Origin of the sequence: Henriciella sp., assembly GCF_029936995.1 — a bacterium.
Taxonomy (GTDB): Bacteria; Pseudomonadota; Alphaproteobacteria; order Caulobacterales; family Hyphomonadaceae; genus Henriciella.
Genome location: NZ_JAPYRE010000001.1, coordinates 360,766 through 381,715 on the forward strand (window position 1 = coordinate 360,766; position 20,950 = coordinate 381,715).

The window sequence follows — 20,950 nt, forward strand, 5'->3', positions numbered from 1 at the left end:
GGCTTCAGGTCTTGGCATTTTTTAAGTATTTCTGGCGCCTTCCGGTGAACCTGGCAGGCTGCTCAGGCGCGATGCGCAAGGCGAAGAACATATCTCCCTCCATACCTGTCGGCACCCAGCTGGTTGCAAGCGGGTCCGACTTGTCGCTGAACGACGCATGAGAAGGATCGTACGCGTAGCGACGCTTCACACGAACACCTGTCTGCCTGAAGCAGATATCCTCAAAGCGGGCCGAGAAGGGCAGGCGTACACGGGCAAGGCGGGCCCGGTGTGCCAGTTTCCGGGCTGTTCGCACGAGGCGTGGAACAATTGCAACGGGGTCCAGGCCGGGGCGCACGACCATGTCACTGATTTCCAGTTCGGGGGGCTCGAAGCTGTTGGGTTTGGTGACAACCAACTGGATGAGACCGTCAATCATGGAGTTGTCGATCAGTCCCAGCAGGATTGAACGCCCAGGGGCATCGGGATCACTCATCTGCCAGTCATAGACGGCGGCTGTTCTTGCTGGTGCTGCCATGCTGGCCGTGGAAACGGCCTTGCCGAACTCATCAATCAGGCGGGCATGCGCATCCTGTTCAGGGTGCAGCCGTATGATCCCGTCCGCAGCGCCGGGTATGTCGTTTGGCAGGACAGACACGCTGGCAAAGAGTTCCCGTTCACTTAGCCAGTCATAAATGGATTCACGTCTGGCGAGGCATGTGAGGATTTGCCCGGTCACCATGGAAAGTGGCTGGACGGGCCACTCCATCCGCACCCGGCCCGGTGCGCCGAGCCAGGCTTCAAGGCCAATCTTCTTGTGAAAAGTCCCGGCGATGGCATTGTTGTTCAGGGAATAGATTGCGGTGCTGCCATGTAGCTTGAGTGCCCTTCGTGCCAGCGCAAAGCCTGCGCCCCGGCCTTCCTTTCCAGAGATGAAGGTGTGTCCGCAGACCGCCTGGATGGGTGTGCCGTCGGCCACGAAGTCACGCGCCTGCAAACCGATCATTGCGACCAGGCGCCCGCCCCGTTCGGCCACCAGCCCCGGCGGAACATCATTCTGCTGGGGGTTGCCAAACAGGACCCATCGCCAGCCCGCCTCACTGCGAACAGGAAATCCGGCGTCTTCGACCAGCCGGGCAATTGCCGGAATATCTTCCGGTACAATCTGACGTATTGCAGTCATTCCCCAGTCCCTCCGGACATGACTGTATCAGATTACCGCCTCTAAAGTAGAAATCCAGCGCCTAAATTTAATCTGTTCGAATAAACTCGCGTGCAAGACGATTGGCGGGGTAGGGAATTGTGTGCATGCTTGGCGCTCAGGGAGGAAGAGAATGAAAAAAGCATATGGGGCAGTGCTATCGTCGCTCATGCTGGTCATGGCGTGCGGCCAGTCGGGCGACAGTCCGGACAATGAGGAGCGTGCCGGGGCAAAGCCGGAAGAAGCCACGGGTAAGGAAGAGACTGCGACAGTCGCTGAAGCAGATGGCAGCACTAGCGCTCAACAGGCAGATTATACCAGTATGGATAACTGGCTGTGCCATGCGAACAAGGCTGATGATGCCTGTTCCGGCGAGCGTGATTACACTGTCGTGAACGCGGATGGGGAACTGGATGTGAAGACATTCCAGGCGGCGGAGAATCCGCAAGTCGACTGCTTTTACGTCTATCCGACCATTTCAATGGACGTAACGCCGAACAGTGACCTCGATGCGGGAGCGGAGGAGAAGCGTGTCGCGGCCAGCCAGTTTGGAAGTTTCGCTGAAAGTTGCCGACTGTTCGCTCCTGTCTACAGGCAGGTGACGCTGCCACACTTGCAGACGGTCATGCGGGGCGGAGAATTCACTGCCGATACCGAGTTGGCCTTTGGCGATGTGAAGGATGCCTGGCATCACTACCTGGAGACGTCGAATAATGGCCGTGGTGTCGTGCTGATCGGACATTCACAGGGCGCGCGGATGGTCGAACGCCTCCTGCGTGAAGACGTCACTGGCAGTGAGGCAGAACAGCTGATCGTCTCTGCCATGCCCATCGGCTATACGATGTATGGGGATGACGACACCGGCGCGGTCGGTCCGTTTGAACTCTGCACCACGAAAGATCAGACCGGATGTCTCATCAGCTATGTCAGCTTTCGGTCCGATTTTCCGCCACCTCCCGAAAGCCGCTTTGGCGTGAGCCATACCGATGGCCGCAGGGCGATATGCGTTAACCCGGCAGAGCTTTCCGGGGGTGATGGCGAACTGGATGCACGGCTTTCCAGGGCAGGCTTCTTCGGTCTGGAGAATGCCAGTTTTGTCGATGGCAGCAGTATCGAGACACCCTATGCAGCTTTGCCCGGCATGCTGTCGGCAGAATGTGTCGAAGGCAAAAACCATACATGGCTGTCAGTTACAGTCGATGGTGATCCGTCAGACCCGCGGGCCGATGATATCTCGGGAGATGTGATCGCGCAGGGCAACACACTGCGCGACTGGGGCCTGCACCTGATCGACATGAATGTCGCGATGGGCAACCTGCTGGATATCGTGGCGGCACAGAGCGAAACCTGGTCAGCCCGTCAGGCAGCCAACGAAGCTGAAAACTAGGCTGGCTGCTGGTCAGGCCTGACTGGAGAGGCGGCTGGCAAGGTCGGCATGACCTCTGACCATTCGTTCGACCTGGGCAGGGTCCGGTTCCATCCGGCTCTCGCCCATTTCATGTGTGCCGCCCAGCACGATCCCGGTCCGGCGTGGAAACATATAGAGTACGCCTTCAGAGGTCGGTGCGACGTATGAATAGTCGATCTCCGGCTGTGGCAGCAGGTGGCTCAGCTGACCGCGGATTGGCGTCAGGCTTTCATCCCCGAACAGGTCGCGTGCGCCGAGCCCGGTGCAGTTCACGATCGTGGTCTGTGGCAGCGCAAGAACGTCATCGAGTGTGTCGAGTCTTGCTGCTATGAACTTTGCCCCGGCAAGCTGGGCATCCTTCATGATGCGGTCGAGATAATAATCCGGGTCGATAATCAGCGCCTTGAAGCGCTCCATATAGTTATAGCCGAACAGGGTGTTCTCGTGGACACGCTGAAGCTCGGGATAGATGTCATCGCCGCCGGGGAGTGTATTATAGCTGCCGGGTTCCCGGCCTGAGAGCGCATGGTGATCGGACCAGTAGACGCCATAACCCGGCCGGTTCACATATGGCAGGAAGCCCTGCCGGGCCGCCCGGATCAAAACGCGGTTGCGGCGCAGAAAGTCCTCGCTGACGGCGTCATCATCGAAATAGCCGGTCGGAAACCACAGGACGCCTGCGATATTCGAGGTGGTGTTCGGAGGAAGCTCTGCCGCATAGACGGTGACATCGTGACCGTGCCGGGCAAGCAGGAGGGCGGTGGTCAGGCCCATGACGCCAGCGCCAATTACGGCAATTTGTTCATTGCCAGTTGCCCCTGCCATGCCGGCTGCAGCTTCGCTTGTGCCCCAGCTCATTGTTACACCACAGCCGCCATGTCCGTAATTGTGAATGACGGTCTTGCTCCCAAGACGCTCGCCTTCAAGGCGATAGCCTTGGGGGCGGTAGGGCCGCAGGCCGACAACCGTGCGTGTCACGCGGTCCAGCGACGAATCGACGGGGGCGTAAGTACGTCCGGGCGTGTAAGTGCTCGGGGTGGTGGCCGGGGAGGCGGGTGTTGTCGTGGTGCAGGCGCCAAGTGTAATACCACCGAGCCCTGCCAGCATTTCGCGCCGCTTCATCACTGGCCTGATCCTTTTCATCCTGCACAATATCTCTGCGCAAGAGGTCGCGCCAAGACAAGGCTTAAAGCCGTCTTGCCGCAGAATGGCCCTGTTTCAGGTAGAGATAACGAAAAAGGCCGGACTCGCTCAGCAGGTCCGGCCTATATAAATGCTTGTGAAGCGGGCGCTTACTCGGCGTCGTCCTCAGACTCTTCCTCATCACCCTCTTCGTCTTCTTCTTCAGATTCCGGGCCCTGGTATTCCATTTCCGGGCGGCAGTCTGAGACGAGCTCGCTGACGGCTTCGGACGCAGGAACGATGATGATGTCTTCACCGACAACGACACGTATCTCGCCGCGGGCTGCGCCCATCATGGTGGCGAAATAGTCATCCATCGGGGTTGTGACGTCAGCCGGGGCGCCGGTGGCCTGATAGGATTTGTTGCCAGCAGACGTGAAGACAGCAATGGCGGTGTTCTCGCCTACTTCGTCTTCATCGACATAGCGGCGCAGCGTGATCGAGTTCGACTGATCCTCACCGCCCTCACGGCAGATCACGGCGAGTTGCCGGTTTTCTTCAGCGTCTTCGAAGGCCACGGCTGAATTCCCGTCGATGTCCGCAGACGACCATGTTCCTTCCATGGCGTCGCCGGAGGCTTCGGTAGAGCCGATGGAATTTTCGTACTCAGTCAGCTCGACGGTTGACCCGTCGCTACCTTCGGGATGCGGTTCCGGCATCCGGGCATCAGGGTCGACATCGCCGCCGCCGCAGGCGGCGAGTGAGAGAGCGGCCAGGCTCAGGCAGAGATGGCGCATGGGGCATTCCTCCAATCGGTTCGGGATATTAACCCGGAAAATGATCATCCGTTTCCCGTTTAAGCAACCTTGTGAGGAATTTCCACCACCTATCTGGCGACTCGCAGCATCTGGCGTTAAGGAGCGGGCATGACAGACACTTCCGCTATCCTGGCCCACCTCAAGGCCGAACAGAGTGAAGCCGATGCTTCAGGCCACGGCATCAATGCCGAGGAGTGGGACCGGCTCATCACGCGCCTGACCCGCAAGCCAAATCTTGTCGAGCTTGGCATCTATTCGGTGATGTGGTCGGAGCATTGCTCCTACAAGTCTTCGCGCCGGCACCTGTCGAAGTTTCCGACAAAGAATGACCGGGTCATCCAGGGGCCGGGCGAGAATGCGGGTGTCATCGATATTGGCGACGGGCAGGCGGCCATCTTCAAGATGGAGAGCCATAACCATCCCTCCTACATCGAGCCCTATCAGGGCGCGGCGACCGGGGTTGGTGGCATCCTGCGAGATGTCTTCACGATGGGCGCGCGCCCGATCGCGCTGGTGAATGCCCTGCGCTTCGGCTCGCCCGATCATCCGAAGACGCGCTCTCTGGTGGCGGGTGTCGTTTCTGGCATTGGGGGCTATGGCAATTGTGTCGGCGTGCCGACGGTGGCCGGCGAAACGCAGTTCGACGAGGGCTATAACGGCAATATCCTCGTCAATGCGATGGCCGTCGGTCTCGCCGATCAGGACCGGATTTTCTATGCGCGCGGCGCAACACCCGGGAACCAGATCTTCTATGTCGGCTCCAAGACGGGCCGTGACGGCATTCACGGCGCGACCATGGCATCTGCGGAGTTCTCTGAAGAGGCGGAAGAAAAACGCCCGACCGTGCAGGTTGGCGATCCGTTTACCGAGAAGCTGCTGATCGAAGCCTGTCTGGAACTGATGGAGACAGATGCGATCCAGGCCATTCAGGACATGGGGGCAGCCGGTCTCACATCGTCTAGCGTGGAAATGGCCGACAAGGGTGGCATCGGCATCGAGATGGACCTCGACAAGGTGCCCCAGCGCGAAGAGGGGATGAGCGCTTACGAGATCATGCTGAGCGAGAGCCAGGAGCGGATGCTCATGGTACTCAAGCCCGGCAAGGAGGCCGAAGCCAAAGCGGTCTTCGAGAAGTACGATCTAGATGCCGAGGTGATCGGCATGACGACCGATACCGGCCGCATGGTGCTGAAGCAGTTCGGTGAGGTGGTCTGCGATATTCCGGTCGCGCCGCTGGCCGAAGATGCGCCGAACTATGACCGGCCATGGACCGAGCCAAAACCGCGCCCGGCCTTTGATATCTCGAAGCATCCCGAGCCGGAGGATTATGGCGAGGTATTGCTGAAGCTCATGTCGTGCCCGGATATGGCGTCCAAGCGCTGGATCTGGGAACAGTATGACCGCCACGTCATGGGCGATACAATCGATAGCTCGCAGAGCATGGGCGACGCGGCGATCGTGCGTATCCACGGCACGAACAAGGCGCTGGCGATCTGTTCCGACTGCAATCCGCACTATGTCGCCGCCGACCCTTATGAAGGCGGCAAGGCTGTGGTGGCGGAAGCCTACCGCAACCTCTCAGCCGTGGGCGCGACACCGATTGCGATCACCGACAATCTCAATTTCGGCAACCCGGAAAAGCCCGCCACAATGGGCACGATCGTGAAAGCCATTGAAGGCATGGCGGAAGGCTGCCGTGCGCTCGACTTCCCGGTCGTCTCCGGCAATGTCAGTCTTTACAATGAGACCAATGGCAAGGCGATCCCGCCCACGCCCGTGGTCGGCGGTGTGGGCCTGATCGAAGATGTCTCGAAGGTCGCGACACTGAAAGGCGCGCAGCCGGGGGACGCGCTGATCCTCATCGGTGAGACCAAGGGCCATCTCGGCGCTTCGCTCTATGCCCGCGAATGGCTTGGCCTGAAAGGCGAGGCGCTTGGGCCGCCGCCGCCAGTGGATCTGGAGGTGGAGAAGACTAACGCCGCATTTGTGCGGGGCCTGATCGAGCAGGGGCTGGTCAATGCCGTCCACGATGTCAGCGATGGGGGCATTGCCTGTGCAGCGGCTGAAATGGCGCTGGCGAGTGGGGTAGGTGTCACGCTCGATATGGGTGAGCGCTTCGGTGAAGCAGACCGCGTGAGTGCGCTCTTCGGGGAGCGAGGGGCTGGTTACCTGTTGAGCGTGAAGGATGCAGATGCCGTGCTCGACCAGGTCGAGGCATATGAGCGTGAGATACCCAGCCTGATGCTTGGCAGCTTCGAGGCTGAACCCGTGATTGGCTTGGTGCGCGAAGTGCGTGCGGAAAAGACGGACAGAGTGAAGCTTTCTGTGCTTCGCGATGCCCATGAAGGCTGGTTGCCGCGTTATATGTCGGATGAAGGTTGAGCCTGGTCTCTCCGCGTCATCCCGGGCGACCGCAGGGAGACCCGGGACCCAGTAATTTGATGTCTGTTCGGGCAAACTAGGTCCCGGATATTCGCTGGCGCGAATTTCGGGATGACGCCTCCGTGTTCTTGTTCTGCAAACAATTCATGCGCAATTTTCCTGCGTCTGAAATCGGTTGGATAAAAAGCTGTCCCACGCTTGCGAGGCCTGAAGGGCAAAAATCGCTTCGCGGGCATTGACCTTGCACGCGCTTGGCGCTTCGCTATGCGCCATCATGGAGGTCCCCAGAATGAAAAAGATATTCTTCACCGCGAGTGCCACGGCGATATCACTGGCGCTGGTGTCCGGTTGTGCCGGCAGCAGCTCTGAAAACCTGAAACCCGCCGACGCCCCGGCGCCGCCAACGTCCACGGCAGCCGACCCGGTTGAAGCAGCCGATGCGCCCACGGTCGCGGAGGCGCGCGCCTTCCTCGAACGTGCAGACGCCGAGCTTGGCCAGATGTCCAAGGAGGTCAGCCCGATCTTCTGGGAGCAGGCGACCAATATTACCGACGAAACCAACGCTGCCGCCGCGGATGCAGGCGCACGCGCCACGAAACTGGCCGTGTCGCTCGCCAATGAGTCGAAGAAGTTCAACGATACCGACCTGCCGCCAGAGCTGGCGCGGAAGATGCAGCGTCTCCAGTCCGGTGTGACGATTCCGGCGCCTTCCACGGAAGGGGCGGCCGAGGAGCTTTCCGAGATTACCACCGGGCTGGAAGCAACCTATGGCACCGGCACCTTCACCTATAAGGGCGAGGAGCTGAATCTCGACGAGTTGTCGACTATCATCGAGACGAGCCGAGACCCGCAGGAGCTGAAGACAGTATGGGAAGGCTGGCGCACCATTTCGCCGCCGATGAAGGATGATTATGTCCGCATGGTCGACATCGCCAATGAGGGCGCACGCGAGCTTGGCTATGACAACCTCAAGACGATGTGGTTGTCGAAGTATGACATGCCGCCCGAAGAAATGGCAAACGAAGTCGACCGGCTCTGGGGACAGGTTTCGCCGCTCTATGAGGAGCTGCACTGCTATGTGCGTGCTGAACTGAACGAGGAATATGGCGACGAGGTCCAGCCCGCGACGGGGCCGATCCGTGCCGACCTGCTGGGCAATATGTGGTCGCAGCAATGGTCGAACATCTATCCCATCGTGAAACCGGAAGGCCTGCCGGGACAGGGCTATGACCTGACCGAGGAACTCGAACAGGCCAATTACGACGCCATCAAGATGGTCGAGACGGCGGAAAACTTCTTCGTGTCACTCGGCCTCGAACCACTGCCGGCAACGTTCTGGGAACGCTCCATGATTACCCGGCCTGAAGACCGGGAAGTCGTCTGCCATGCCTCCGCCTGGGACCTTGATGACGAGGAAGATGTCCGTATCAAGATGTGCACCGAAGTGAATGCGGAAGACTTCTACACCGTCCATCACGAGCTTGGGCACAATTACTACCAGCGTGCCTACAAGGACGTGGATTACCTCTACAAGGACGGCGCGCATGACGGCTTCCACGAGGCGATCGGCGATTTCATTTCCCTGTCGATCACCCCGGTCTATCTGGAAAAAATCGGCCTGATCACCGAAGACCAGATTCCCGGCGCCGATGCAGACATCGCGCTCCTGCTGAACACCTCGCTCGACAAGATCGCCTTCCTGCCCTTCGCGCTGACGGTCGATAACTGGCGTTGGGACGTGCTCGACGGCACGACGCAACCGGCTGACTATAACAAGGCGTGGTGGGAAAAGCGCACGGCCTATCAAGGTATCGTGGCGCCCGGGCCACGCCCGGAAAACGCCTTCGACCCTGGTGCGAAGTATCACATTCCGGGCAATACGCCTTACCTGCGCTACTTCCTGTCATTCGTGATGCAGTTCCAGTTCCACAAGGCCGCCTGTGAGCAGGCTGGTTGGGATGGCCCGCTCCACCGCTGTTCCATCTACGGCAACGAGGAAGTCGGTGCCCGCTTCAATGCGATGATGGAAATGGGGGCGTCCGAGCCATGGCCGGACGTGCTGGAAACCTTCACGGGCACACGTGAGATGGATGGCTCGGCCATGGTCGAGTATTTCGATCCGCTGATCACCTGGCTCGAGGAAGAGAATGAAGGCCGTAGCTGCGGCTGGTAATAATTCTTTATGCAGGCTCTAGACAGGAAACCCCGGGCCGGAGGGTCCGGGGTTTTCTTATGTGCACCAGCTGCGCCTGTGATCGCCCCAGCGCCGGGCAAACCCTTCGGCCACAAGCTTGTCACCCACGGAGTGGCCATTGACGGTGGCGACACGCAGCAGGCGGCCATACTTGTCACTGTCACGTGATGAGGTCTTCTTCAGCTTCACATGACCTTCGTTGAGAAGGTCCAGTAGCCGGTTGCTGGCGCGTTCGCCCATCAGTTTTTCCCAGTCGCATTCGGGCGAAAAGATTTCAGGTGCGTCGATGTCCGTGAGGCGGATCTTCATGCCATTCGCCCAGATCGTGTCCCCATCAACGACACAGTTTAGGCGTTGCTGGCCATCACAGGGCTGGAAGCTGGCACTTTCTGGCAGGGCGGTCACTTCACCTCGTGGCGCATTGAGATAGGACAGGCCGATTGCAATGGCCAGGAGGGCGAGAAGTGGAAGGATCGAGACATCGCCGCCCTGCACACGCAGCCAGCGCCGGAACAGGACGGACCGCATAATACGCACCATCGTGAGGGTTCCCTGATGAGACCCCCTAGAATGGTTTCAGAAAGGTTACAGAAGTCTTTCTAGTTTACTACTTCTTTGCAGCCACCCACTTATCCACGGCCTCGGCCATAAGGATGACAGTGTCGACAGAGCGCGCAAAGGTTGCCTGATCAACCCGGTCGAACGTGTCGGTTGGCTGGTGATAATCGGCATGGTTCTCGACCCCCAGATAGATGATCGGTATGCCAGCGCGCAGAAAGGGCGCATGGTCTGACATCAGCGACCAGTCTTCGTCTCCCCATTCCGGGCTGTCATGACCGCGTTTCAGGGTGATTGGTGCAGACCGGGCAGTGCGGTCTATCAGCGGAACGAGACGGGGGTTGTGATATGCCCCTACCGCATAAAGGACACCATCATCAGCGCGGGCGACCATGTCGAGATTGAGGTTGAAAGCCAGCCTGGAGCGGTCTGTAGTGCTGAGTGTCCGGACAAAGTGTGAGGAACCGCCAAATCCGGTTTCCTCTGCATCAAAGAAAGCAAATATGAGCGTCGCGTCTGGAGGATTGGCCTGGAACCAGCTGATCGTTTCCAGCAGGGCAGCGACACCAGAGGCGTTGTCATCGGCCCCGTTGTAGATGTCGCCATTGACCTTGCCGAGATGATCGAAATGGGCCGACAGTACAATGAGCGGGCTATCGGCTCCGCCTTTACCCTCGATCATTGCCAGCAGGTTCGTGCCCTTCACGGTCTCGTCCGGCGCGTTGAACTTGTGGGTCGCGAAGCTGTGGCGGTAGCTGTTATCGCCATAGGGGACCACTTTCATGCTGGTGAGACGGTCTTCGATCCAGGCGATGGCGCGTGCGTTCCCGGGGGTGCCTGTCCGGCGTCCAGCGAACCTGTCAGAAGATAGTGTGCGCAGTGTCGCCAGCGCGCGATCTGCTTGATGATGCTGGGCGTCATAGACCGGGTTTTCAGCTGTCTCCGATTGGGCTGGTCCGGAGTGCGAGCCGGCAGTGCAGGCCGCAACAAGAAACACGCTGAAAAGCAGGGTACGCAACATAACAGTCTTTCGGATCAGGGCTCACTTGACCCTAGAGCCATTGCGCGCCATGTGCCAGCGGAAGGAGACAGCCTATGGCAATGGATCGCGAGACACTCGAAACGCATCTCAAGGATGCTTTTCCCGATGCGGAAATTACCCTGACTGACTTGGCGGGTGACAATGATCACTGGCAGGCGGAAATTGTGTCCGAGCAATTTTCGGGCGTGCCGCGCGTGAAGCAACACCAGATGGTCTATGCGGCTCTCAAGGGGAAGATGGGCGGCGACCTCCACGCCCTTGCACTGAAGACGCGAACACCCGGCTGAAGCTATTCCTCAGGCGACTTTTTCGTGTCGTCGCCGTCTTCGTCGTCAGTTTTTTTGTCGAACGCTTCGTTGTGTCCTGATGGCAGGCGTCCCTGAAGACCCGCATTGTCTTCATAGTCGCCCGGCAGGACATCCATTTCCTGAACAGAGTATGCGCCATCCTTGCGAAGGCCCGGCAGGGGGCGATCGCCAGAAGGGGCGGCCTGTTGTGTATTTCGCTGTGTGCGCTTCAGCCCCGGCCAGGGGCCAGCGGGTTTGTCCGAGCGAGCCGTGCTGGTCTTGGTTTCGGACTGTTCCTGCTGCGGTGTAACGGTGCGGCGGGTGACTGTCGGCTCAAGCTCAGGCTCAGGCGCAGGCGCTTCATTATCAGGGCTGTTTTCTGCTGCCGGGGGTGGCGTCATATTGCCGGACTGACGCGCGGCATCCTCGCGGGTCGTTACCATCTCCCTTGGAAGGGTGCGGGTATAGCGACGTGTCCGGACAACCCGCTGGGTCGGTTCAGATTGAACACTGGTTCCCGTTTCGGCAACAGGTGACGTCTCCGTGTCCGGCTGCGTCTCTACGCGTGGCGGCGCCTGTTTGAGACTTGGTGCGGTCTGTGGAGCTGCGGGTTCGGACCGGACTGGCGCAGGTGCGGGCTCTCTTGCCGTGCTCTCAGGCTCGTAGCCGGGCGGGTAACTCTCGACGGTAATGCGCATTTCCGAAAAATCCGGCACGCGTTCGGCAGCTGCAGCCGGAGACTGTCCAGCGCGGGCAGGTGTTCCGGATTGAGGTGAGACGGTCGGCCTGGTCTGAACTGGGGGCTGCGTAGATGGTTCTGAATATTCTGGCGTGGAGCTACCGGCAAGTGTCTCTGTCGAGGCAGGTGGCGAGGCTTGCCCCATTGGCTGGCCATACGCGGCGCCAGTCGGTGGGCTTGACCGGTCTACCCCTGAAATGGCGGCGGGATGCCTGTCGATATTATCCGGCGCCGTTTTCAGCTCACAGCGCGGCCCCTGCCTGAAGGTCGGCGGTGTAAGCGTCCAGGCGCGGCAGAGATTGTCTGCTTCGCAGCTGGCGGCGCAGGCATCAGGCGTAGTGCCGCGCAGGGAACGGTAGGGAACAGTCTCGTTGTAAGTCCCTGAAGGGGACATCTGTGGCTGCTCGCCAGCAGTTTGACCCTCAGCCGTGAGGCAGAGCCCCAGAATGAGGGTGAGCGCGGATGTGAGGCGCATCATGATTTTTGGTTCCCGAGACACTGTAAACTGAGAAAGGCTGGCCCAGACCTCTTAAGATCGGGTTAGGCATCAGGACTTCGAGGCGAGCTCTTCCTTCAGGGCTTCGATCGCAAGCCAGTCCTCTTCCGCACTCTCCAGTTCCTGACGAGCTTGGTCGAGGCGTTTGCTGATACGTTCGAAGGCTTCGGGGTCCCTGTTGAACAGTTCCGGGTCGCCAAGCTTTGCTTCGAGATCGGTTATCTCAGCTTCCAGCCGGGGCAGCGCTTCCTCGGCTTCCTTCAGGCGGTGCTTGTCCTTGAAGGATAGCTTCGTTTCGCGTTTCGGCGCGCTGGTGGCGGCTTGCGTCGGTTTTGTCTTGGGCTTGTCCGCTTTGGAGGGGGCAGCGGCGGTCCTGTTGACCAGCGATGGCACCTGACGGGCGGCATCATTCCAGCCGCCGGGCGTTTCAACCCATTTACCGCCCCCCATGGGCACAAGGCATGAGGTAACAATGGCATCGAGGAAAGCGCGATCGTGGCTGACGAGTATCAGTGTTCCGTCAAAGTCGCTCAGCATCTCCTCCAGCAGATCGAGCGTCTGCATGTCGAGATCGTTTGTTGGTTCGTCCAGGACAAGCACATCGGCGGGCTTGGCCAGTGCGATGGCGAGTGTCAGCCGGTTACGCTCACCGCCGGAAAGGGCCGAGACTGGCTGGCGCAGCTGTTCGGGCGAGAACAGGAAGTCCTTTGCATAGGCAGCGACGTGCTTGGACTTGCCCTGCACCATCACGGCGTCCCCGCCCGAAGGAGCGAGCGCTTCCCAGAGCGTATCGTCGGGTTTCAGTGTTTCGCGTGTCTGGTCGAGATAGGTGACTGTCAGGTTCTGTGCAGTCTTCACGGAGCCGGTATCGGGAGTCAGCTCGCCAAGCAGGAGTTTGAGCAGTGTCGTCTTGCCGACCCCGTTCGGGCCAACAATGCCGATACGGTCGCCTTTGAGGATACGGAGTGAAAGGTCCTTCGCAATCACAAGACCATCGAACGCCTTGGAGAGCCCGAAAGCCTCGAGCACTTTCCGGCTCTGGCTATCTCCGCTTTCTGCAGAAAGTCCCGCAGTTGATTTTGCTTCATTGAGCAGGGCGCGCTGCCTGGCATGTTGTGCGCGCAGCTCATGCAATTTGGCAAGCCGCCCCATATTACGTTTGCGCCGGGCTGTAACGCCACGGGCCAGCCAGTGATGCTCTTCCTTGAGGTGGGTTTTCAGCTTCTGGAGGTGTTTTTCCTCTTCCGCCTCTATCCCAGCGGCCCAGTCATCGAAATGGGCATAACCGCGCGGAGACTTCCAGACCTTGCCCTGACGCAGCCATAGCGTCGTTGTGGTGACGTTTTCGAGGAAGCGCCGGTCGTGGCTGACGAGCAGGACGGCACCGGGAAATGCGTTCAGCCGGTCCTCCAGCGTCTCGATCATGGGCACGTCGAGATGGTTGGTCGGTTCATCAAGTAACAGGATGTCAGGATCTTCAGCGAAGGCGCGAGCGAGTGCAGCGCGGCGGATCTGGCCGCCAGACAGGGTCGCTGGATCGGCAGCCGGGTCTATGCCGAAGAGGCCGAGCTCGGCTTCGGCCATCCAGCTTTCCTCGGTGTTCTGGCTGGCATATTCCAGAGCCGTGCTGAACGCCGACAGGTCCGGCTCCTGCTCGACAACCGCAACGTCGGTGCCGGGCTGACGCCACATGTCCCCCTCGTCAGGCTCGTGATGGCTCGTGACGAGCTTCATCAAAGTCGACTTTCCCGCACCGTTGCGGCCAACAAGCGCGGCGCGCTCGCCCTTGGCGAGGGTGAACGTGACGCCTGTAAAGATCGGCGTGCCGCCGAAGGTCAGCTCGACATCGGCGAGACGCAGGATTGGAAGATCTGCCATGGCTGAGGTCGTGTGCGCGCAGAGCGCCTTTCGTCAAGATGCCGGTCTCAGGCTTTCAGCTTGTAACCGATGCGGAACAGCCACCAGACCCAGAGGCAGGCCAGGAAAGTGAAGATGCCGGAGGCGATCGCGCCGACCATGAGATCGGAGTTCGACACGCCGATGAAACCCGCGCGGAAGCCATCAATCAGGTAGAAGATCGGATCAAAGTGAGCCGCCGTCTGGAAGGGTTCCACCAGCACCTTGATGTCGTAGAACGTGCCCGACAGGAAGGTCAGCGGTACAATCACGAAGTTGGTGATTGCGGCCAGATGGTCGAACTTGTCTGCCCAGATACCGCCGACTGCGCCGAGGGCGGCAAGGAAGATGGTCGCCATCAGGCTGAACCAGATGATGGGCAGAATGTTTGTGATCTCGAGGCTGGCAAGACCGGAAAGGTGGATCGCCAGACCGCCAATGCAGCCAACCATGAGCCCGCGTGTCACGGCGCCGAAGATGAAGCCCAGTGTCAGTTCAAGGGGGGAGAGCGGTGGCATCAGGAAGTCCACCTGGCTGCCCTGTACCTTCGAGATCGTCAGTGAGGAGGATGTGTTCTGGAACGCATTCTGCAGCATCGACATGATGATCAGGCCGGGCGCGAGGAAGGAATTATAGTCCAGTCCCGCGAAATCACCCGACAGCTCGCCGCGATTGCCAAAGGCCAGCTTGAAGACTGTCATGAAAAGCAGCGTCGTAATGACCGGGGCAAACAGCGTCTGCATCCAGACTTTCAGGAAGCGGCCCACCTCTCGCTTGTAGAGCGTCCATAGGCCGAGCCAGTTCATGGCGCCATAGGTTCTGGGAGGCTGGGGGAGCGGGCGAGCGTCTGCGGGAGTCTGTTCGGTCATCGCCGCTATTTAGGAAGGATTGCCCGCGATGACGATAGGTAAGTGGCCTGTCTGACGTGATTTTTTCGACTCTGTCCACAGGTGACACAAGATATTGAAAGGTTGTGGAGAACGCCTATCAGGATATTGTGTTTCGTTTCGCCGCTGATACGATATATAGACATTAGCGGGGGCGGCTGAGAACAGCGGCCACAATATATAGCGGTGCAAAACGCCAGGAGGCAAGCCATGTCTTGGACTGAAGAGCGAGTTGAGGTCCTGAAGAAGCTCTGGGCCGAAGGTCATTCTGCAAGCCAGATTGCAAAACAGCTTGGGGGAGTGACCCGCAATGCCGTGATCGGGAAGGTCCACAGGCTAGGCCTGTCAGGGCGCGCGACCCCGTCCCGGCCGGTGAAACGTCCGCCGCGCCTGGCACGGCCGAAGCCAAGAGTGAGCACGGACGGGAATGTCTCGACCACACCAAACCTGCCTGAAGAAACACGGATTCGTCGCTCCGATCATCAGGCCATCAGCTCGGCTCTGCAGCCAGCTCCCGTGGCTGATGGTGAGGCTGCAACAATCCTCACCCTGCGGGACTCCATGTGCAAGTGGCCGATCGGAGATCCGGCCGATCCCAAGTTCGCCTTCTGCGGTCGCAAGGCCGACTGTGGCCCGTATTGCGGTGAACATGCGAAAGTGGCGTTCCAGCCGCAGCGCAAACGTGACCGCAAGCGCAAGGATGACGAAGGTGATGTGCGCCGTATCGCCGGGTAAGTCCGCGCCTTAAAAGGCTGACATCAGGAGCTGGCCTGCAATGGCCAGCTCTTTTTTTGCGGTAGGCTTTATCAGGCGGCTTCGGTCTCGACCGTTTCGGTAGCCTGGTCGGGTGGGCTGTCGACATCGAAACGGTCGGCCTCCCGCGATATCCATTCGACGACCTTTGCTTCTTCCGCGCCGAGCTGACGCAGGATATCGGCAGCCATCTCGATACCGGTTGGCTGGCCCATTGAAAGCCAGGTGCGCATCCCCAGTGCAGAAAAGCGCTGGCGGTCAGCTTCATTGTCGACCGCAACGAAACGCGGCGTATCAGGAAATTCCCGCTGGGCTGCCGGGGTCAGGTCCCGCGAGGTTTCATAGCGCGGCGCCCCGATCACGACGGCACGTGGGTTGGGGCCGGCAACAGCTTCCACGAGACGCAGATTGGCCGCATTGCCAAAAGAGACCTTGTAGCCATCCGCGATGGCGGAGACAAAACGTTCAGGTTCTGCATCAAGGCAGACATGCGGAATGTCGAAATCCGCCAGTGCGTCGGCAGCCAGTCGCCCGGCGGGGGTCATGCCGAAAATGATGACGGGGCGGCGTGGCCCGACAGGTGTCATCTCATTGACCGGCCGCGTCTGGCCCTTGAAGATCGATGCAATCTTGCGCGACAGGCGCATACCGGCTGCTGCCCAGAAGGGAGCGATTGCAAGGGAAAGCGCAATCGCGGCGACAAGAACTGTCGAAATGAGAGCTGGTACGGCACCGGAAGTCATTGTCAGGATGGACAGGACGACGAGCGTGAATTCCGAACCTTGTGCAAGCAGGAAGGCGAGCTGTACGCTGCCGGGATTGCTCCACTTGTTCAGCCGTGCCGCGGCAAAGCCAAACAGGGTCTTGATACCCATGATGGCTGCAGCGATGGCGATGATAAGCGGCCAGTGCGTCGCAAGAACACCGAGGTCGACAGACAGGCCAACCGACATGAAGAAGAAGGACAGGAGCAGGCCACGGAAAGGACCTGTTTCCATCTGGATCTGGTGACGGAATGCTGTGCCCGAAACGGCCAGCCCGGCCAGGAAAGCCCCGAGAGTCAGGGAAAGCCCGATCTGCGCGGTCGCCGATGCAGCGCCCAGGACAAGCAGCAGCGTTACAGCTGTGAATGCCTCGTGATTACGCGTCTGGGCTAGTCCGCGGAAAATCGGTCCCATCAGATAATGGCCCGCAGCGAAGGCGATCGCGAAAGCTACAATCGCGTAGCCTGCTGCTGTGGCAAGCTCGAGTGCGAGCGCCATGCCTGCGCCGCCATTGCCGAGTGAGTTTGCAAAGATCAGCAGGAAGATGGCGATAATGTCCTGGAAAATGAGGACATGCGTCGAGGATCGCCCGAGCGGGCAGGAACCAAGCCCGCGTTCGACCATGACGCGGGAGACGACAGCGGTGGAAGACAGCCCGAATGAGATGCCGAGGGCAAGGGCAATGGGCCATGAAAGGCCGAACAGGAACAGCGCGATCGTGAAGGGCAGGCTCGTCAGGACGAGGTGAACAGGGGCGAGACCGACCAGGTCGCGTCCACTTTCACGCAGTTCCCTGAGAGAGACGTGCAGACCAATATCGAAGAGCAGGAAGACGACACCGAGTTCAGCAAGCAAATGGGTGGTGGGACTTTCCTCGATCAGGCCGAAAGCGTGTGGGCCAATCAGTATGCCGACGGCCAGGTATCCGACAATCGGCGAGAGCTTGAGCGCCTTCGAGACGAGCGCAGACGCCCCGCCAGCCGCCAAAAGCGTCATTGCCGGGATAAGTGCATCTACAGGTGTTGTTGCAGCGTCCGCCATGTCCAGCCTCCTTCTCTGTCATATGGCAGGAGATGAGGCAAAAGAAAGACCGCTGCCCTTGAGGAAGGACAGCGGCCATTCCGCCCGACGGCGATTACAGGAGGGCAACGCCAGTCGAGCCGAAGGTGTTTGCGCCTAGAGTGAGCGGCTCAGCGAGACGACGAAGGTGTCATCATTGGAGTCGATATCGGTACCGATATAGCGCAGGTCGAGATCGAAGCCCGAGAAGGACGTTGTCAAGCCAAGCGAATAGTCGGTGTAATCGCCGCCGACACTCTCCTCGAAGTCGGAATAGCCGATCGTCGCATCAAGGCCGAAGTTCTCACCAAGCGGAATGCCGGCGCTGCCTGACCAGTAGAAGGCGTCGCCTGTCTCGAGATAGAAGTCCGGGGAGTAGGCAACCGACGCCCCGACTTCAACGAAGTCACCAAGGGTCGTGCTGCCGCCAGCATAGACTTCAACGAAGTTCTGGGACGGATTGTCCGGAGCGTCAGGGTAGTAATAATAGATCGCGCCAATATCGAGATCGAAGACGCCGACACTTGGCGTCCAGCCGCCATAGAAATCGATTTCCGTCGAGGTGCCGTCACCGAAGTCTACGCCAGAAGCCCATGTGCCGACATAAAAGTCGTCATTGGCATAATCGAACCCGCCCTGCACCATCGGGGCGCCGTCGGTCTGCGTAATGCCCCGGAAAACATAGTCGCTGGTCAGTGTGACGTTGCCGCTCCATGCGCCTTCCTGGGCGAGAGCCGGGCTTGCGCCGATGCCAACAACTGCCGCAAGTAAAGCGGCACGCGTGAATGATCTGCTCATAAGTAACCTCCTTTGCATCCTCATCACGGAGCAAGAGTGAAGGTGAGCTGAGCATTATTTCCATGATGCAGCGCGCTGAGGCGGTGATTTTTGCGCAACCGCCCGAAATTCGGGCAAAGCACGCAAAAATCGCCTGCAAAAAGTGCTGAACGGTGCTCTAGCGTGCCGTCAGTGGCGCATATCCAAGATGGGTGCCGGCATCCACGAGCAGTGTTTCGCCGGTGACGTGGCGGGACGCGTCGGTCAGGAAGAACATGGCGGAATCGGCAATATCGTCCGGTCCGCTGGCAACACCGAGCGGCGTTGATTTTGCCACGCTTTCTTCCAGGCGCTCATACTGTTCGGCGCCCATCTCGTCCTTGAACCAGCGTGTTCCAATGAAGCCGGGGCAGACGGCATTGACGCGGATGGCAGGTGCAAGGGCGCGGGCAAGGGAAAGCGTCATCGTGTTGAGCGCGCCTTTCGTGGCGGCGTAGGCAACTGAGGACCCGATGCCTGTCACACCCGCGATAGAAGACGTGTTGAGCACAGCCGAGGCGCGTCCGGTTTCCTCGTGCGCTTTAAGGAGTAGCGGCTTGCAGGCCTGCATCATCAGGAAGGGCCCGGCCACATTAACGGCGTAGGTGTCCATGAAATCCTCACGCGTCAGAGCATCAAGGTCGGCGTGATCGCGGGCATGGCGTGTAATGCCGGCATTATTGACCAGGATGTCGAGGCGTCCCCAGCTGGCGGCGGCATCAGCGAGTTTCCGGCAGCCGTCTTCGGTTGAGACATCAGCGGCGACGAGCTGTGTCTGAGCGCCGAGCCTGTTGCATTCCGCCACTGTCTCTTCTGCGTCTGTCAGGCTGCGCGTGCAATTAATGATGAGGTCAGCGCCACGTTCAGCCAGCCGAATTGCGATCGAGCGCCCCAGCCCGGTTGCAGAGCCTGTCACGAGGGCCTTACGGCCTGCAAGATCCTGTTCCGCCATATCTGTCTCCTCCGGATTATTGGTGCTGTTACAGGCACCAATGCTCAGCGCCGGACAGACTGTCAAACAGGAAGCGACCTAGCGTGGACTTATTTTCCAGACCAGGGTGTCCACGCCAATCTGGGCTTCTATGTCCATGAACTGGCGGTGCGCGTGAATGGCTCCGCGCCAGAGTTCGCTCCAGCAGGCAAGGAGATTACTGCGCCGTGGGCCCTCCAGGCCACGGGCGATACGCAATCCCGACTGGGTCAACGTGAACACGTCACCGCTTGCCGGAGAAATTTCGGTTTCGTCGCCCATACCGGCAAACATGGCGGCAAGAAACCGGGCCGCATCGGCTGGGCCTCCATCGGTTGCGCCGACAAGGCTGGCTGTGGCGCGATACTGTTGAAGCCCCGTCAGCCGTGCGGCAAGGCAGGCGAGCTCAAGGGCTCTCTGGGTTCCGAGTACACCACAAAGCTCATGAACTCCGTTGCGGATATACTCCATAGCATAGTTGCGATTGGCCTTGGCGAGGCGTGTTTCGTTCCATTCGCCGGGCGGCGGAGCGGGCTGCTGTTCCGGATCGTAAGGCGGCGGTACTTCGTCCGGACGGAATTGCAGGCGCTCAGAGTCAGAGAGATCGTGATCGAATTCCCGGAAATAACCGCAGAGGCCGAACTGGCCAGTCATGTCTTCTGAAACACATACGAAGCCAAGCCGCGGATTACCGAGGCTCACCCCATTCTGCGCGTACCATCCATTGAGGAAGCCGCGGCTTGCCTCGACCGGTATTCCACAGATGGCAGGGCCGGCATACATCCAGCGCGGATAGCGGAAGCGGACCCAGGCCTTGGTGTCGCTTTCTTCCATGTATTCGACGCCGACTCCACCCATATTATTGGATAGCACGTGGTAACGTGCACAGGCGACGGCATCCGGCAGGCCGTCGAGGCCGAGTTTCCTGAAGCTGGAGAGGAATTTTTCTTCATGCTGGGCGCGGAACAGACGGAACATCCAGTCGCCGATGACGGCCGGACCTTCTCGTGTCGCGACCATGAGTTCCAGGCCGAGTAAGAACTGGTGATGTAGTTCGGCCTGAGCCTCTATCGCTGCGAGATCGGTTCTGGACATATCGGATATACGCTCAAGCCTTGTGATAGGGGAGGCCAGCCTCGATGCTTATGGCTCGATAAAGCTGTTCGGCAAGCATGGCGCGAACGAGCCTGTGCGGCCAGGTCTGCTGGCCGAATGCCATTGTTTCGTTAACCGCATCACGAACAGCACCGCCATAACCTTCCGCCCCGCCGATCATGAAACACAGATCGCTGATCCCCCGGTCACGAAGGCGGGCAAGATAGGCAGAGAAGTCTTCGGAACGATATTCACGTCCGAACTCGTCCAGACGTATGGCATGCGCGCCTTGGGGCAGTTTAGCCAAGAGCTTTTCGGCTTCACCGTCCAGGTTGCTGCTGTCAACTTCAATGATGTCGAGGCTGCGATAGCCAAGCGCGCGACCAGCCTTGCGAAAGCGCGTGGCATAATCCTTTACGAGGTCGAGCTCGGGACCTGACTTCAGGCGCCCGACAGAAAGGATGGTAATACGCACGCCAGTTGC

The 20,950-nt window shown here is 59.6% G+C and carries 18 protein-coding genes; 5 read left to right on the top strand and 13 right to left on the bottom strand.

Annotation, left to right across the window (positions count from 1 at the left end):
* Positions 1-4 precede the first annotated feature (4 nt).
* Positions 5-1,162 carry a hypothetical protein gene (locus Q1K31_RS01795; RefSeq protein ID WP_300376088.1) on the bottom strand — a complete coding sequence of 386 codons (1,158 nt, stop codon included), beginning with the start codon at positions 1,160-1,162 and terminating at the stop codon, positions 5-7.
* 151 nt (positions 1,163-1,313) lie between these two features.
* On the opposite strand from Q1K31_RS01795, the gene Q1K31_RS01800 reads away from it, so the two are divergent.
* A complete protein-coding gene (locus tag Q1K31_RS01800) occupies positions 1,314-2,567 on the top strand; it encodes a DUF3089 domain-containing protein (protein ID WP_300376090.1) in 1,254 nt (417 codons plus the stop codon).
* Positions 2,568-2,579: 12 nt separating this feature from the next.
* Here Q1K31_RS01800 and Q1K31_RS01805 read toward each other — a convergent pair whose 3' ends face one another.
* Positions 2,580-3,710: an FAD-dependent oxidoreductase gene (locus Q1K31_RS01805; RefSeq protein WP_300376092.1), complete on the bottom strand. Its 1,131-nt coding sequence runs from the start codon at positions 3,708-3,710 to the stop codon at positions 2,580-2,582.
* A 170-nt stretch (positions 3,711-3,880) separates the two neighbouring features.
* On the bottom strand, positions 3,881-4,507 hold the full coding sequence (locus Q1K31_RS01810; RefSeq protein WP_300376094.1) for a hypothetical protein: 627 nt from the start codon (positions 4,505-4,507) through the stop codon (positions 3,881-3,883).
* A gap of 129 nt (positions 4,508-4,636) precedes the next feature.
* Here Q1K31_RS01810 and purL point away from each other — a divergent pair, with 129 nt between their 5' ends.
* A complete protein-coding gene (gene purL / locus Q1K31_RS01815) occupies positions 4,637-6,910 on the top strand; it encodes a phosphoribosylformylglycinamidine synthase subunit PurL (protein WP_300376096.1) in 2,274 nt (757 codons plus the stop codon).
* Positions 6,911-7,199: 289 nt separating this feature from the next.
* Positions 7,200-9,083, top strand: a complete 1,884-nt coding sequence (locus Q1K31_RS01820; RefSeq protein ID WP_300376098.1) for a M2 family metallopeptidase — start codon at positions 7,200-7,202, stop codon at positions 9,081-9,083.
* A gap of 57 nt (positions 9,084-9,140) precedes the next feature.
* Here the strand turns inward: Q1K31_RS01820 and Q1K31_RS01825 are convergent, their stop codons facing one another.
* Positions 9,141-9,644 (bottom strand): thermonuclease family protein, encoded by a 504-nt coding sequence (locus tag Q1K31_RS01825; RefSeq protein ID WP_300376100.1) that lies wholly within the window; start codon positions 9,642-9,644, stop codon positions 9,141-9,143.
* A gap of 67 nt (positions 9,645-9,711) precedes the next feature.
* Complete coding sequence (locus tag Q1K31_RS01830) at positions 9,712-10,683, bottom strand: M20/M25/M40 family metallo-hydrolase (RefSeq protein WP_300376102.1); 972 nt, start codon at positions 10,681-10,683, stop codon at positions 9,712-9,714.
* 74 nt (positions 10,684-10,757) lie between these two features.
* Between Q1K31_RS01830 and Q1K31_RS01835 the strand changes: the two genes are divergently transcribed.
* Positions 10,758-10,991, top strand: coding sequence for a BolA family protein (locus Q1K31_RS01835; protein WP_300376104.1), 234 nt, complete (start codon positions 10,758-10,760; stop codon positions 10,989-10,991).
* 2 nt (positions 10,992-10,993) lie between these two features.
* Here Q1K31_RS01835 and Q1K31_RS01840 read toward each other — a convergent pair whose 3' ends face one another.
* From Q1K31_RS01840 to Q1K31_RS01850, 3 genes are all read right to left on the bottom strand, one after another.
* Positions 10,994-12,208, bottom strand: coding sequence for a PAN domain-containing protein (locus tag Q1K31_RS01840; protein WP_300376106.1), 1,215 nt, complete (start codon positions 12,206-12,208; stop codon positions 10,994-10,996).
* Between the two features lie 69 nt (positions 12,209-12,277).
* The gene (locus Q1K31_RS01845; RefSeq protein WP_300376108.1) at positions 12,278-14,104 is read right to left on the bottom strand and encodes an ABC-F family ATP-binding cassette domain-containing protein; all 1,827 of its coding nucleotides are present in this window, start codon (positions 14,102-14,104) and stop codon (positions 12,278-12,280) included.
* A 47-nt stretch (positions 14,105-14,151) separates the two neighbouring features.
* Positions 14,152-14,991, bottom strand: coding sequence for an ABC transporter permease (locus Q1K31_RS01850; RefSeq protein ID WP_300376110.1), 840 nt, complete (start codon positions 14,989-14,991; stop codon positions 14,152-14,154).
* 228 nt (positions 14,992-15,219) lie between these two features.
* Between Q1K31_RS01850 and Q1K31_RS01855 the strand changes: the two genes are divergently transcribed.
* Positions 15,220-15,744, top strand: coding sequence for a GcrA family cell cycle regulator (locus Q1K31_RS01855; RefSeq protein WP_300376112.1), 525 nt, complete (start codon positions 15,220-15,222; stop codon positions 15,742-15,744).
* Between the two features lie 71 nt (positions 15,745-15,815).
* On the opposite strand, the gene Q1K31_RS01860 is transcribed toward Q1K31_RS01855, so the two are convergent.
* From Q1K31_RS01860 to rlmH, 5 genes are all read right to left on the bottom strand, one after another.
* On the bottom strand, positions 15,816-17,567 hold the full coding sequence (locus Q1K31_RS01860) for a cation:proton antiporter (RefSeq protein ID WP_300376114.1): 1,752 nt from the start codon (positions 17,565-17,567) through the stop codon (positions 15,816-15,818).
* A gap of 135 nt (positions 17,568-17,702) precedes the next feature.
* Entirely contained in the window at positions 17,703-18,383 is a 681-nt protein-coding gene (locus Q1K31_RS01865) for a TorF family putative porin (protein ID WP_300376116.1), read from the bottom strand.
* Positions 18,384-18,540: 157 nt separating this feature from the next.
* Positions 18,541-19,353: an SDR family NAD(P)-dependent oxidoreductase gene (locus Q1K31_RS01870; RefSeq protein WP_300376117.1), complete on the bottom strand. Its 813-nt coding sequence runs from the start codon at positions 19,351-19,353 to the stop codon at positions 18,541-18,543.
* A gap of 78 nt (positions 19,354-19,431) precedes the next feature.
* Positions 19,432-20,466, bottom strand: a complete 1,035-nt coding sequence (locus tag Q1K31_RS01875) for a hypothetical protein (protein WP_300376118.1) — start codon at positions 20,464-20,466, stop codon at positions 19,432-19,434.
* Between the two features lie 13 nt (positions 20,467-20,479).
* A complete protein-coding gene (gene rlmH, locus Q1K31_RS01880) occupies positions 20,480-20,941 on the bottom strand; it encodes a 23S rRNA (pseudouridine(1915)-N(3))-methyltransferase RlmH (protein ID WP_300376119.1) in 462 nt (153 codons plus the stop codon).
* Positions 20,942-20,950 lie beyond the last annotated feature (9 nt).

Coding starts and splice junctions, on each gene's coding strand:
- Q1K31_RS01805 (WP_300376092.1), bottom strand. CDS start 3,710: ATGAAGCGGCGCGAAATGCTGGCAGGGCTCGGTGGTATTACACTTGGC.
- Q1K31_RS01845 (WP_300376108.1), bottom strand. CDS start 14,104: ATGGCAGATCTTCCAATCCTGCGTCTCGCCGATGTCGAGCTGACCTTC.
- Q1K31_RS01870 (WP_300376117.1), bottom strand. CDS start 19,353: ATGGCGGAACAGGATCTTGCAGGCCGTAAGGCCCTCGTGACAGGCTCT.
- purL (WP_300376096.1), top strand. CDS start 4,637: ATGACAGACACTTCCGCTATCCTGGCCCACCTCAAGGCCGAACAGAGT.
- Q1K31_RS01825 (WP_300376100.1), bottom strand. CDS start 9,644: ATGGTGCGTATTATGCGGTCCGTCCTGTTCCGGCGCTGGCTGCGTGTG.
- Q1K31_RS01850 (WP_300376110.1), bottom strand. CDS start 14,991: ATGACCGAACAGACTCCCGCAGACGCTCGCCCGCTCCCCCAGCCTCCC.
- Q1K31_RS01855 (WP_300376112.1), top strand. CDS start 15,220: ATGTCTTGGACTGAAGAGCGAGTTGAGGTCCTGAAGAAGCTCTGGGCC.
- Q1K31_RS01835 (WP_300376104.1), top strand. CDS start 10,758: ATGGCAATGGATCGCGAGACACTCGAAACGCATCTCAAGGATGCTTTT.
- Q1K31_RS01865 (WP_300376116.1), bottom strand. CDS start 18,383: ATGAGCAGATCATTCACGCGTGCCGCTTTACTTGCGGCAGTTGTTGGC.
- Q1K31_RS01810 (WP_300376094.1), bottom strand. CDS start 4,507: ATGCGCCATCTCTGCCTGAGCCTGGCCGCTCTCTCACTCGCCGCCTGC.
- Q1K31_RS01860 (WP_300376114.1), bottom strand. CDS start 17,567: ATGGCGGACGCTGCAACAACACCTGTAGATGCACTTATCCCGGCAATG.
- Q1K31_RS01840 (WP_300376106.1), bottom strand. CDS start 12,208: ATGATGCGCCTCACATCCGCGCTCACCCTCATTCTGGGGCTCTGCCTC.
- Q1K31_RS01800 (WP_300376090.1), top strand. CDS start 1,314: ATGAAAAAAGCATATGGGGCAGTGCTATCGTCGCTCATGCTGGTCATG.
- Q1K31_RS01830 (WP_300376102.1), bottom strand. CDS start 10,683: ATGTTGCGTACCCTGCTTTTCAGCGTGTTTCTTGTTGCGGCCTGCACT.
- Q1K31_RS01820 (WP_300376098.1), top strand. CDS start 7,200: ATGAAAAAGATATTCTTCACCGCGAGTGCCACGGCGATATCACTGGCG.
- Q1K31_RS01795 (WP_300376088.1), bottom strand. CDS start 1,162: ATGACTGCAATACGTCAGATTGTACCGGAAGATATTCCGGCAATTGCC.
- Q1K31_RS01875 (WP_300376118.1), bottom strand. CDS start 20,466: ATGTCCAGAACCGATCTCGCAGCGATAGAGGCTCAGGCCGAACTACAT.